14 protein-coding genes are annotated in these 12,021 nt (G+C 55.8%); 9 read left to right on the top strand and 5 right to left on the bottom strand.

Going from position 1 to position 12,021, the window contains the following annotated elements; all coding sequences use genetic code 11:
* Nucleotides 1-3 precede the first annotated feature (3 nt).
* The 7 genes from RUM8411_RS11780 (at nt 4) to sdhA (ending at nt 5,319) form a co-directional block, all read left to right on the top strand.
* Entirely contained in the window at nt 4-558 is a 555-nt protein-coding gene (locus RUM8411_RS11780; protein WP_085822911.1) for an NnrU family protein, read from the top strand.
* A gap of 12 nt (nt 559-570) precedes the next feature.
* Nucleotides 571-777, top strand: a complete 207-nt coding sequence (locus tag RUM8411_RS11775; RefSeq protein WP_085822910.1) for a DUF1737 domain-containing protein — start codon at nt 571-573, stop codon at nt 775-777.
* Complete coding sequence (locus RUM8411_RS11770; RefSeq protein WP_085822909.1) at nt 777-1,805, top strand: MaoC family dehydratase; 1,029 nt, start codon at nt 777-779, stop codon at nt 1,803-1,805. The genes RUM8411_RS11775 and RUM8411_RS11770 overlap by 1 nt, the downstream gene beginning before the upstream one ends.
* Before the next feature lie 58 nt (nt 1,806-1,863).
* The gene (locus tag RUM8411_RS11765) at nt 1,864-2,526 is read left to right on the top strand and encodes a DUF1194 domain-containing protein (protein WP_085822908.1); all 663 of its coding nucleotides are present in this window, start codon (nt 1,864-1,866) and stop codon (nt 2,524-2,526) included.
* A gap of 198 nt (nt 2,527-2,724) precedes the next feature.
* Nucleotides 2,725-3,111, top strand: coding sequence for a succinate dehydrogenase, cytochrome b556 subunit (gene sdhC / locus RUM8411_RS11760; RefSeq protein ID WP_085822907.1), 387 nt, complete (start codon nt 2,725-2,727; stop codon nt 3,109-3,111).
* A gap of 12 nt (nt 3,112-3,123) precedes the next feature.
* Nucleotides 3,124-3,495, top strand: a complete 372-nt coding sequence (gene sdhD / locus RUM8411_RS11755) for a succinate dehydrogenase, hydrophobic membrane anchor protein (protein WP_085822906.1) — start codon at nt 3,124-3,126, stop codon at nt 3,493-3,495.
* 18 nt (nt 3,496-3,513) lie between these two features.
* Complete coding sequence (gene sdhA / locus RUM8411_RS11750; protein ID WP_085822905.1) at nt 3,514-5,319, top strand: succinate dehydrogenase flavoprotein subunit; 1,806 nt, start codon at nt 3,514-3,516, stop codon at nt 5,317-5,319.
* A 76-nt stretch (nt 5,320-5,395) separates the two neighbouring features.
* On the opposite strand, the gene RUM8411_RS11745 is transcribed toward sdhA, so the two are convergent.
* Entirely contained in the window at nt 5,396-6,262 is an 867-nt protein-coding gene (locus tag RUM8411_RS11745) for an FkbM family methyltransferase (RefSeq protein WP_085822904.1), read from the bottom strand.
* Nucleotides 6,255-7,322 (bottom strand): glycosyltransferase family 4 protein, encoded by a 1,068-nt coding sequence (locus RUM8411_RS11740; protein ID WP_143534887.1) that lies wholly within the window; start codon nt 7,320-7,322, stop codon nt 6,255-6,257. Before RUM8411_RS11740 ends, RUM8411_RS11745 begins: the two co-directional genes overlap by 8 nt.
* Before the next feature lie 173 nt (nt 7,323-7,495).
* Here RUM8411_RS11740 and RUM8411_RS11735 point away from each other — a divergent pair, with 173 nt between their 5' ends.
* The gene (locus tag RUM8411_RS11735; protein WP_085822902.1) at nt 7,496-8,275 is read left to right on the top strand and encodes a succinate dehydrogenase iron-sulfur subunit; all 780 of its coding nucleotides are present in this window, start codon (nt 7,496-7,498) and stop codon (nt 8,273-8,275) included.
* 128 nt (nt 8,276-8,403) lie between these two features.
* Nucleotides 8,404-8,550, top strand: coding sequence for a hypothetical protein (locus tag RUM8411_RS22830; protein WP_200818569.1), 147 nt, complete (start codon nt 8,404-8,406; stop codon nt 8,548-8,550).
* 281 nt (nt 8,551-8,831) lie between these two features.
* Here the strand turns inward: RUM8411_RS22830 and deoD are convergent, their stop codons facing one another.
* The 3 genes from deoD to RUM8411_RS11715 all read right to left on the bottom strand — a co-directional run bounded on the left by deoD (nt 8,832) and on the right by RUM8411_RS11715 (nt 11,983).
* Nucleotides 8,832-9,539 carry a purine-nucleoside phosphorylase gene (gene deoD, locus RUM8411_RS11725; RefSeq protein ID WP_085822900.1) on the bottom strand — a complete coding sequence of 236 codons (708 nt, stop codon included), beginning with the start codon at nt 9,537-9,539 and terminating at the stop codon, nt 8,832-8,834.
* 17 nt (nt 9,540-9,556) lie between these two features.
* The gene (locus RUM8411_RS11720; RefSeq protein ID WP_085822899.1) at nt 9,557-9,874 is read right to left on the bottom strand and encodes an H-NS histone family protein; all 318 of its coding nucleotides are present in this window, start codon (nt 9,872-9,874) and stop codon (nt 9,557-9,559) included.
* 126 nt (nt 9,875-10,000) lie between these two features.
* Nucleotides 10,001-11,983: an ethylmalonyl-CoA mutase gene (locus tag RUM8411_RS11715; RefSeq protein ID WP_268808356.1), complete on the bottom strand. Its 1,983-nt coding sequence runs from the start codon at nt 11,981-11,983 to the stop codon at nt 10,001-10,003.
* Nucleotides 11,984-12,021: the final 38 nt, after the last annotated feature.

Below are 12,021 nucleotides of genomic sequence, written 5' to 3'. Positions count from 1 at the left end.
AGCATGGGCTTTGTTCTTTTGATTCTTGGTGTGGCGCTATGGTGGGCCGCACATCTGTTCAAACGCCTGATGCCTGCGCAGCGCGCGGCAATGGGCAATGGCGGCAAAGGCGTGGTTACGCTGTTGCTGGTCGCGGCTATTTTGCTGATGATCTTCGGCTACCGCATGACCGACACGATCTTTGTCTGGGCGCCACCCACCTTCATGGTGCATATCAACAACCTGCTGGTGCTGATCGCCATCTACATGATGAGCCCGGCAGGTCAAAAAGGCCGTCTGCTGAACAAGATGCGTCATCCGATGCTGGGCGGGATGAAGCTTTGGGCTTTTGCGCATTTGCTGGTGAACGGTGATCTGGCCTCGATCGTCCTATTTGGCGGCCTGCTGGCCTGGGCCGTAGTTGAAGTGATCGTGATCAACAGATCCGAACCTGACTGGACCCCGGGTGAGCCAGGAACTTATGGCAAGGATGCGATATTCTTTGTCGCGTCAATCGTGCTGCTGGGCATCATCGGCTATATTCACGGGCTGGTTGGTCCGTCGCCGTTTGGGTCGTAAGAGGCGGATATTGTGGCAAAACTCTATCGACTTCTGACCGAAGAAGACACCTCGGCCTTCTGCCACAAAGTGTCAGATGCGCTGGCAAAAGGATGGGAACTGCATGGCGACCCGTCTTACGCATACGACGCAGCAAACAGCGTGATGCGCTGTGCGCAGGCCGTGACCAAAGACGTCGCGGCCGATTACTCCCCCGACATGAAACTGGGACAGCAATAATGGCAAAAACCAATCCGGGCCGCTTTTTTGAGGACTATGCCATAGGGCAGGTGTTGCATCATGCGGTGCCCCGCACTGTGACTGATGGAGAGCGGGCGTTGTATCATGCGCTTTATCCGGCGCGGCATGCGCTTTACTCCTCGGATGAATTTGCCCGGAATTGTGGCCTGCCAAAAAGCCCGATTGACGATCTGGCGGCCTTTCACGTGGTGTTTGGCAAGACCGTTCCGGATATCTCACTGAATGCGGTGGCCAACTTGGGGTATGCCGAGGGGCGCTGGCTGAAGCCGGTTTATCCCGGTGACACGTTGCGGTCGGAATCCGAGGTGATCGGCCTCAAGCAGAACTCGAACGGCAAGACCGGCGTGGTCTGGGTGCGGACCCGAGGTCTGAACCAACGCGACGAGGTGGTGATCGAATATGTGCGCTGGGTTATGGTGCGCAAGGCAAATCCAGACGCCGCTGCACCTGAAACCGTGCTGCCTGATCTTAAAAAGGTACTGGAACCAGGCGATTTGGTGGTGCCTCAGGGCCTTGATTTCTCGGCTTACAGTTTTAGCCAGTCGGGTGAGGCGCATCGCTGGGGCGACTACCAGATCGGGGAAACCATTGACCACGTCGACGGTGTGACAGTGGAAGAGGCCGAGCACATGCTGGCCACGCGTTTGTGGCAAAACACCGCCAAAGTGCATTTCGACCTGACCTTCCGCCCTGAGGGGCGGTTAATTTACGGCGGGCACGTGATCTCGATGGCAAGGGCGCTGTCCTTCAACGGGCTTGCCAATGCCCAGATGATCGTTGGCCTGAACGGTGGCGCGCATGCCAACCCCTGTTTCGCGGGCGACACGATCAAGGCTTGGTCCGAAGTTTTGGACAAAGCCGAAACCGACGTGCCGGGTGTCGGCGCCGTATGCTTGCGGCTGGTGGCCACCAAAGGTGGCGAACCTTTTGAGCTGAAAAACACCGAAGGCCGATACATGTCCAACGTCCTGCTGGATCTGGATTATTGGGCACTGATGCCAGTCTGAGGCGTCCGCCCCACATTCATGTGATCGCGGCCCGTGACATTCGTGCTAGGCTGCGATCATGGTCTTGTTCCGTTCCATTGCTGCCTGCCTTTGCCTGACCCCGCCCGCTATGGCCTGCGACCTTGCGCTGGCGCTGGCGGTGGATGTGTCGGGCTCGGTTGATTCAACTGAATACAGAATTCAAATGGACGGTCTGGCCGCAGGGCTGCGCGATCCCATCGTGTCCGAGGCGCTGCTGCGCGGCGAGGCGCGGCTGATGCTGGTGCAATGGACGGGCTCTTCGCGTCAAAAGATCACTGTCCCCTGGACCCATATTGACAGTTTTGAAACGCTTGACCGGTTTGCCGATCAGGTTGCCAGGGACCCCAGGGTCTGGCGCAATTTCTCAACCGCAATCGGTGAGGCGCTGGAGATGACGATGTCCAGTTTTGACAGCGTGAAGAACTGCAAACGTCATCTGATCGATATTTCCGGCGATGGGGTTTCCAACGAAGGGGTTGAGCCCTCGGAATTGCACGCGACACTGCGCACCAAGGGCGTGACAGTGAACGCAATTGCCATTGAGGAAAGCGAACCGGACCTGACCGCCTATTTCTTTGAAAACGTTATCGTGGGCGAGGGTGCATTCGTGGTTTCAGCCACTGGTTTCGCGGATTACCCGGAACGAATTCGTAAAAAGTTGTTGCGCGAGGTCACACAGCAGACTGCCGGTCTGGACTAGGCCGATCACAGATTCGCCGTGTAGGCGCTAACATCTGACGAACTCAGTTTTATTTGTGATCACGGGGTGATTTTGTGTGATCACAATCGTGCAATATCCGTGATTTTGCAGCAATTATCGGCTTTTTTGCATCTGCAGCACGTGACAGAGAGGCAAAAAACAGTAAAACCTTCGGAAGCCAACCGAAAAGGAGCCGCCATGGCCGATGTCAATCGGGGCAACCGCCCGTTATCGCCGCATCTGTCGATCTATCGTCCTCAGCTGACCTCGATCACATCCATCCTGACGCGCATTACCGGAAACGCCCTGCTTGTGGCGGCATTGTTGATTGTCTGGTGGTTTCTGGCTGCGGCCACCTCGCCCGAGGCTTTTGAACGCGCAAACTGGTGGCTTACTTCGGTTCTGGGTGATCTGGTTATGGCGCTGTCGCTTTGGGGGCTGTGGTATCACACCCTGGCTGGTGTCCGGCACCTGATCTGGGACAACGGGTACGGGCTGGACCTGCCCAGTGCGGAAAAGCTGGGTTGGGCGGTTGTGATCGGTTCGGTCGTTCTGACCGCGATCACCCTGCTGATCGTCGCGTAAGGGAGGGCTGACATGCGTTATTTGACAGACCGTAAACGTGCGACCGGGTTGGGCTCTGCAAAATCCGGAACAGCACATTTCTGGCGGATGAAAGTCACCTCGGTGGCTTTGCTGATCCTTGTTCCGCTGTTCATCTTCACATTCGGTCCGGTGCTAGGGCAGCCCTTTGACGTGGTGCTGGACTATTATTCGCGCCCCTTCCCGGCGATTGTCGCCGCGCTGACGCTGCTTATCGGTTTCAAACACTTTGCCGAAGGTGCGCAGGTGATGCTTGAGGACTATGTCCATGGCACCATGGAAAAGGTTCTGATCATCCTTGTCACCTGCTTGTCTTACGGCGCGGCTGCCGCCGGACTGTTCGCCATCGCGCGCATTGCCCTCTAATTCCCGGAGCTGAAAGAAATGGCTGCATACGAATACGAAACACACGAATATGACGTGGTCGTTGTCGGCGCCGGTGGGGCAGGTCTGCGGGCCACCCTGGGCATGGCGGAACAAGGGTTGCGCACGGCTTGTGTGACCAAGGTTTTCCCGACACGTTCGCACACTGTTGCGGCGCAAGGCGGCATTGCTGCGTCCTTGTCGAATATGGGCCCGGACCACTGGCAGTGGCACATGTACGATACCGTCAAGGGTTCGGACTGGTTGGGTGACACCGACGCGATGGAATACCTGGCACGAGAGGCGCCCAAGGCGGTTTACGAGCTGGAACATTACGGCGTGCCGTTCAGCCGGACCGAAGAAGGCAAGATCTATCAGCGCCCCTTTGGCGGCCACACCACCGAGTTTGGCGAAGGCCCCGCGGTGCAGCGGACCTGTGCCGCCGCCGACCGGACTGGCCACGCAATCCTGCATACGCTGTACGGTCAGTCGCTGAAGAACAACGCCGAGTTCTACATCGAATATTTTGCCATCGACCTGATCATGTCGGATGACGGTCAGTGTCAGGGCGTGGTCTGCTGGAAGCTGGACGACGGCACGATGCACGTCTTCAACGCCAAGATGGTGGTGCTGGCAACCGGCGGTTATGGCCGTGCCTATTTCAGCGCCACCTCAGCCCATACTTGCACTGGCGACGGTGGTGGCATGGTAGCCCGTGCCGGTCTGGCCCTGCAGGACATGGAGTTTGTGCAATTCCATCCAACCGGCATTTACGGCTCGGGCTGTTTGATCACCGAGGGCGCACGTGGTGAGGGCGGTTATCTGACCAACTCGGAAGGTGAGCGGTTCATGGAGCGTTATGCGCCCCAGTACAAGGATCTTGCGCCTCGTGACTATGTCTCGCGTTCGATGACCATGGAGATCCGAGAAGGCCGGGGGCACGGAGACGGTGGCGATCATATTCACTTGAACCTCAGCCACCTGCCGTCTGAGGCTCTGGCGGAGCGTCTGCCAGGGATTTCGGAATCCGCGCGCGTGTTTGCGGGTGTGGACGTGACCAGGGAACCAATCCCGGTTTTGCCGACTGTGCATTACAACATGGGCGGTATCCCAACCAACTATTGGGGTGAGGTCCTGAATCCGACCGCTGACAATCCGACCGGCGTTGTTCCTGGCCTGATGGCCGTGGGTGAGGCCGGTTGTGCTTCGGTCCATGGCGCAAACCGTCTGGGTTCAAATTCGCTGATCGACCTTGTGGTCTTTGGCCGCGCGGCTGCAATCCGGGCCGGTAAGGTTGTCGATGCCGAGGCCTCGAACCCGGTTCTGAACCAGACATCGGTCGATGCTGCGTTTGATCGGTTTGATGCCGTGCGCAACGCCAGCGGATCGGTCCCGACTGCGGACCTGCGGCTTGAGATGCAAAAGACCATGCAAGAAGACGCGGCCGTGTTCCGGACCGCCAAGACCATGGCCGAAGGTGTCGAGAAGATGACGGCGATTGCCGCCAAGATGGACGACATCAAGGTCTCGGACCGGTCACTGGTTTGGAACAGCGACCTGATGGAGACGCTGGAGCTGTCCAACCTGATGCCAAGCGCATTGGCCACTATCGTTGGTGCTGAGGCACGCAAAGAATCTCGCGGCGCCCACGCGCACGAGGATTTTTCCGAACGCGACGACGAGAACTGGCGCGTCCACACCGTGTCACGGGTCGAGGGCAACAAGGTTGACCTCAGCTATCGCCCGGTGATCGTCGATCCGCTCAGCACCGAAGCCGAAGGCGGCATCAGCCTCAAGAAAATCGCGCCCAAAGCACGGACTTTCTGATAAATACTCAGTTGGCCGATGCATCAGAGTTGGCCAACTGTTGCTACTCAAGAGGCTTGCCCGGGGCAAATTGGCGTTATGTGGTAAGGTAGTCGTTGAGGTAGGACAGGACGCTGTCTTCTCTAATTTCCTGACGTTGCACCAGAATGTCGAAGATTTTCAGCGTTACATCAGTAAATCCAAAGATGCCTTCTGTCAGAATTGCCATGCGCTTTAGCATTGATGTCTCAAGGTCTTCGGGCGCTGATAAATCCCTGAGATAAATAATGTCACCGTCCAGCATTTGCATGGGAACATAGTTTGGGACCTGGCCGGCCCATTTTGAAAGGACTAGGCGTTTTTCAATATGGGCGAAGCTGTGGGGGATAAAGCCACAGCCTCTTAGAAACACATCAATCTCACCGAAACTGGGTTGTTGCTCGTACAGCGGGAAAAAGGAAACCTCGGTTTGAATTGCGGTGACGTTTTTTAGAGTGTTTACAGCCGATTTGAAAACCGAAAGCTCCGCACCTTGTATATCGATCTTTAAAAAATCTAACCGCCCCAATCCCTGGATGTCATCCATCCGTTGTGTTGCGATTTCTATCTTGCCCGTTTCTCTGGCAGCTCTGCGTAGTCCGCGCAAAAAATGTAGAGTGGCTTGCCGAATCCGAAGCAACGACGTAAGGCCGGTACCCTTGTGGAGGGTGAGCACACCCAATGTGCCGTCACCTACTGCCGTATTAAAATACTCTTCGTTTGGCCCCTTGTTCTCAACCAGGTTCTTCATGGTGTCTTCTTGCGGCTCGAAACCTACTACTTTGCAACCACCCGAGGCGAGCAAATCCCGGTATGGAGCGTCGTGCCGCATTGGGTTGGCGCCAACATCGCCTATCCGGACGTGGTCTCGCAGATTCAGAATGTCATAAAGCGCAGAAACCTTAGTCTGGAAGTGCTTATCCACTATTGAGTTCCGTTAGCACCTGGGCAAGTGACCTACTTATTAGCTTAGGATGGCGTTCTTTACTGAATTCAAAACAGGCCCTGCGTTTTTCCCCCAACTCTTCATCAGACATGTCCATCACCCGCATTAGCATTCGGATCAACCCCCTAGGGTTTCCGATAGGATACAGCAGATCATGACACTCGCTAGGTGTTGTTTGCCTGTGCGGCTCAATATCCGGGCCGATGATGGGCAAGCCGAAGCTCTGCGCCAACATCGCTGTGCCGGACGTAAATGTCCTGGTTGACGGCAAAACATAAGCATTTGCTGCGGAAAACACGCCGGGTATCTGACTATCTGGGATGCGCTCCGGGGTAACAGTAACATAGGGGTTTGCATTCATCTGGCGAAGAAGGCGGCGGTTCGCTCGGACGGTGCGCCCGATGACCGCCAAGCGGAAATCGAATCCACGATTGGCCAGCTTTCTTGCGGCGAACTCAAGCCGATCAAGCTCACGATTTCCACGCATTGCTCCAAACGTTAAAAATCGGGAGGTGTCCCGCAATGCCATAGGTCGGTTCAGAGTAGTATCTTCGGGTTCGTACACGCCAAGATAGCTGGGATGCGGAATAAGCCGGATTCTGTCCGAATCCGCCCCGAATTCTTCGATCATGTATCGTTTCGCATGCGGCGTGTGAACATGTATAAGATCGACCAGTTTCACCAGTTGCTCGCGCACCGCCTTTAAACCGTCGTTTTCTGAGGTTTGAGAATGTGCAAACCGATTGTGAATGGTCCAAATAATACGCCCACCGTTGGCCCGAAATTGTTTCAACGCATCACGCGTCCTGAGAAAGCCCTGATCTGGTTGCGATCCCGATTCAGCAGATGCGGGAAAAAGCCGATCATCCCAATGGATATGAACTATGCCGTTCTCTGACTGAAACTCGGATCGGCCAAAGCTGTTGACGTCCGGATTGCGCATCTTGGAAAGTGCAAATTCCGGTTCGCAGGACATGTACATCATGTTCTGGTATGGATTTTTCACCCCATACGGAATGTTAACGACATTTGTTGGCATTCACTGTCCTGAAACCGGCTTAAATTCGTTTCCGTTAATATCAAACATCCTTCAGCAAATTGCGAGTTTATGTACACGAATTTGCCCAATTTTCCTGCCTGTTTTCAAGGTAAAAAGGTTGGCTTTCGGGGTTTCAGCGTGTATCCATTCACAGGAATTTAGCGAGGTCGGAAATGGTACAACTCACCCTGCCAAAGAATTCCCGGATCACCACCGGCAAAACCTGGCCCAAGCCTGAAGGCTCCGGCAATGTTCGCAAGTTTCAGATCTATCGCTGGAACCCCGAAGATGGGCAGAATCCGCGGGTAGACACCTATTTCGTCGATATGGACAGCTGCGGTCCGATGGTTCTGGACGCGCTGATCAAGATCAAGAATGAGATTGATCCGACCCTGACCTTCCGCCGGTCCTGTCGCGAAGGTATCTGCGGGTCTTGCGCGATGAATATCGACGGGATCAATACTCTGGCCTGTATCTACGGCATGGATGAGATCAAGGGCGATGTGAAAATCTATCCGCTGCCGCATATGCCGGTGGTCAAGGATCTGATCCCGGATCTGACACACTTCTACGCCCAGCACGCCTCGATCATGCCGTGGCTCGAGACCAAGACCAACCGTCCGGCAAAGGAATGGAAGCAGTCCATTGAAGATCGCAAGAAACTGGACGGTCTGTATGAATGTGTGATGTGCGCCAGCTGCTCGACCTCGTGTCCGAGTTACTGGTGGAACGGCGATCGATATCTCGGCCCCGCCGCCTTGTTGCATGCCTATCGCTGGATCATCGACAGCCGAGATGAAGCAACGGGTGAGCGTTTGGATGAGCTGGAAGACCCATTCAAACTGTACCGTTGCCACACGATCATGAACTGCGCCAAGACCTGTCCGAAGGGTCTGAACCCGGCCAAGGCGATTGCCGAGATCAAAAAGATGATGGTCGAACGCGCCGTCTGAACCTGGTTGCTTCGGCCGTCTTGCGGTCAGCGCATGGCAAGAATGCGAAACTATCCAATGTGATCAAACCTGTTCAAATGTATGGTTCGAACAGGGAGGAGTGATGAAACCAAGACGGAATCGCTCCGATGCAGACACAACACGCAGATACCAAAACAAAAGCAGCTGAGGCGCTAGAACTGCTGGAACAGGCTTGGGCCTATTACACGCCGGAAACGCCACAAACGGATGCACAGCGGGAACCAGAGCTGTTCGAATACGCGAACGCCGCCTGATCCTTTCTTCCTGCACTTGCAAATTTTGACCAAAGCGGGCACTGCACTGGCATGCCCGTTTTGTTGCTTTTACTGCTTGTCGGAGTGTTTGCCTATTTTGCCTGGCGCGCGCGCACATCCTCTTTGACGCGGGACTGCCGGTGGCGGCAGCACCGCAAAGAAGGGTTTTGGACCTGTACCTATTGCGGCGCGCAACAGAAAGGCGAAGACGCCCCGACCCAGTGCCTGAACCGAAAGCCCTGACGGGGTAGGGCGGTCGCCTGCCCGGTCCGTGTTTGGGCTTAGCCCGGAAAGGCGGCCTGCAGCGCAATCTCGACCATATCGCCAAAGCTGCTTTCGCGTTCGGACGCGGGCAGGGCCTCACCAGTGAGAAGGTGATCGGAAACGGTCAGCACCGCCAACGCCCGGCATTTGTAACGCGCGGCAAGGATGTAAAGCTCGGCGGCCTCCATCTCGACCCCGAGGATGCCGTGCCGTACCATCTGCTCGTTCAGATCGGGTCGTTCGTCATAGAACACGTCCGAGGAATAAATCCCGCCGATATGTGTTGGCGTACCCTTGGCAGCAGCGGCCGTGGCGGCGGCTTGCAGAAGACCCCAATCCGCGCAGGGCGCAAAGTTCAACTCTTTCAGGATACCGCGCGACGGGGTGCTGAGCGTTGTTGATGTCATCGCGAGAATGACATCGCGAACATTGACGCTGTCCTGCATACCCCCACAAGACCCAATTCTGATCAGGGTTTTGGCCCCGTAATCCCGGATCAATTCGTTCACATAGATCGACAGGGACGGCATTCCCATGCCGCTGCCCTGAATTGTGACCGGATTTCCGCGCCAGGTCCCGGTAAAACCCAGCATCCCGCGCACGTTATTGACCAGCTTGACGTCATTCAAAAACGTTTCAGCTGCCCATTTCGCACGATAGGGGTCGCCAGGCAATAAAACGGTTTCAGCGATTTCACCTTTTTCAGCACCGATGTGAATTGTCATTTTGACACCAATTCCTGTCAGATTTCCAAATCTGAAATGTCGGCACCCGATTTCAGGGCGTCGTGAATCCATTGCGGTTTGCGCCCGCGACCCGACCAAGTTTGATCCGGATTGGCTGGGTTTTTGTATTTTGCGTTTGCTTTTCGACCTTTACTGGCCCCGCCGCTGACCTCTGATAACTCAGACAGTGAAAACCCAAATTCGGCCGCCGCTTTTTCGGCTGCTTTCAAGGCTTCTTTGCGTTCGCGTTTTTCGGCGTCTTTTAGCGCTTTTTCAACGTTATTACGCAATTCCAACAGGTCTTTGCGCGACATTTTTTCCAGGCTGATCGCCATCGTTATTCTCCGTTCCGATAAATCGTCATGAGTGGACGCAATAGCGCACCGTAATTCGACGCACGGCATTTATCTATCCCTTTTGTTAAAGGAATAGATATTGAGATTTACGAGGTAGAACGATTGTTATTCAGCAGCGAGATTCTGCGGATCAACCAGCGTTACGATGTCACCCATTATGGTGTTCAATTCAAAGTTCTTGGGAGTGTAGATTTCGGCCACACCCATTGCTTTTAGCTTGGCCGCATCGTCATCCGGGATAATGCCTCCGACAATCACCGGAACATTGTCCAGCCCTTCTTCGTGCAGGCGGTTCATCACGTCCTGCACCAGCGGAATATGGCTGCCCGACAGGATCGACAGGCCAATCACATGGGCCTTGTCTTCGATCGCAGCGGTAACGATTTCCTCGGGTGTCAGGCGGATGCCTTCATAATTGATGTCCATGCCACAGTCGCGGGCGCGGAAGGCAATCTGCTCGGCCCCGTTTGAGTGGCCGTCCAGGCCGGGTTTGCCGACCAGGAACTTCAGGCGGCGCCCCAGCTTGTCGCTGACCGTATCCACGGCAGCACGCAGATCTTCCAGCCCTTCGGTCTTGTTTGAAACCGAGCCGGACACGCCGGTCGGGCCGCGATAGGTGCCATAGACCTTGCGCATCTCTTCGGCCCATTCTCCGGTGGTCACACCAGCCTTAGCGGCGGCGATCGACGGCCCCATCACGTTGGTGCCTGTTTGCGCTGCTTCGCGAAGCGCTGCCAAAGCGGTAGCCACAGCCGCATCATCGCGCGAAGCCCGCCACTCGTTCAGGCGGTCAATCTGTTCCTGCTCGACCGCCGGGTCGACGACCATGATGCCTCCATCTTCGGTTTCCAACGGCGAAGGCTCACCCTCGGTCCATTTATTCACGCCGACAACGATGGTTTCGTTGCGCTCGATCCGGTTCAGACGTTCTGCGTTCGAATCCACCAGGCGTGACTTCATGTATTCGATCGAAGCGACAGCGCCGCCCATCGAATCCAGGTTTGCCAGCTCTGCACGCGCGCCTTCTTTCAACTCTTCAACCTTGGCATCAACAGCCGGGTTACCATCAAACAGATCGCCATATTCCAGCAGGTCGGTCTCATAGGCCAGAATCTGCTGCATCCGCATCGACCATTGCTGATCCCAGGGCCGCGGCAATCCCAGCGCCTCGTTCCAGGCGGGCAATTGCACCGCACGGGCGCGGGCCTTTTTCGACAGGGTCACCGCCAGCATCTCAATCAGGATGCGGTAGACATTGTTTTCAGGCTGTTGCTCGGTCAGACCCAGTGAGTTTACCTGAACGCCATAGCGGAAGCGGCGGAATTTGGGATCCTCAACGCCATAGCGTTGTTGCAAAATCTCATCCCAAAGGTCGACAAAAGCCCGCATTTTGCACATTTCGGTAACAAACCGTATGCCGGCGTTCACAAAGAACGAAATCCGGCCACACAGCGCCGGAAAATCCTCGGCCGGTACCCGTGGGCGCAACTCATCCAGAACGGCAATCGCTGTGGCCAAGGCGTAGGACAGTTCCTGCTCGGGCGTCGCGCCAGCCTCTTGCAGGTGATAGGAACACACGTTCATTGGGTTCCATTTTGGCACGTTGGTATAGCAATACTCGGCCACGTCGGCGATCATCTTCAGCGACGGTTTCGGCGGGCAGACATACGTTCCGCGGCTCAGGTATTCCTTAATCAGATCGTTTTGAACGGTGCCCTGCAGGTTCGACACGTCCGCGCCCTGTTCTTCGGCCACGGCGATGTAAAGTGCCAGTAACCAAGGGGCTGTGGCGTTGATCGTCATCGAGGTGTTCATCTGTTCCAACGGAATCTGATCGAACAAAACCCGCATGTCACCTAGATGTCCGATAGGCACGCCTACCTTGCCAACCTCACCTCGGGCCAGCGTGTGGTCGCTGTCATAGCCGGTTTGAGTCGGCAAATCGAATGCCACGGACAGCCCGGTTTGACCTTTCGCCAGGTTCCCACGATACAGCGCGTTCGAAGCTTTTGCGGTGGAATGACCGGCATAGGTTCGGATGAGCCAGGGGCGATCTTTCTGCGTCTGCGTCATAGCGAGGCCTCGTATCTGGGGTGGGCAACAAAATTACGTTCTTGGGTTCTAAA

The sequence above is a fragment of the Ruegeria meonggei genome, from assembly GCF_900172215.1.
In the GTDB taxonomy this organism is placed as follows: Bacteria; Pseudomonadota; Alphaproteobacteria; order Rhodobacterales; family Rhodobacteraceae; genus Ruegeria; species Ruegeria meonggei.
Note: the sequence above shows the minus strand (reverse complement) of the source record. Positions and strands in the feature narration are given on the sequence as shown.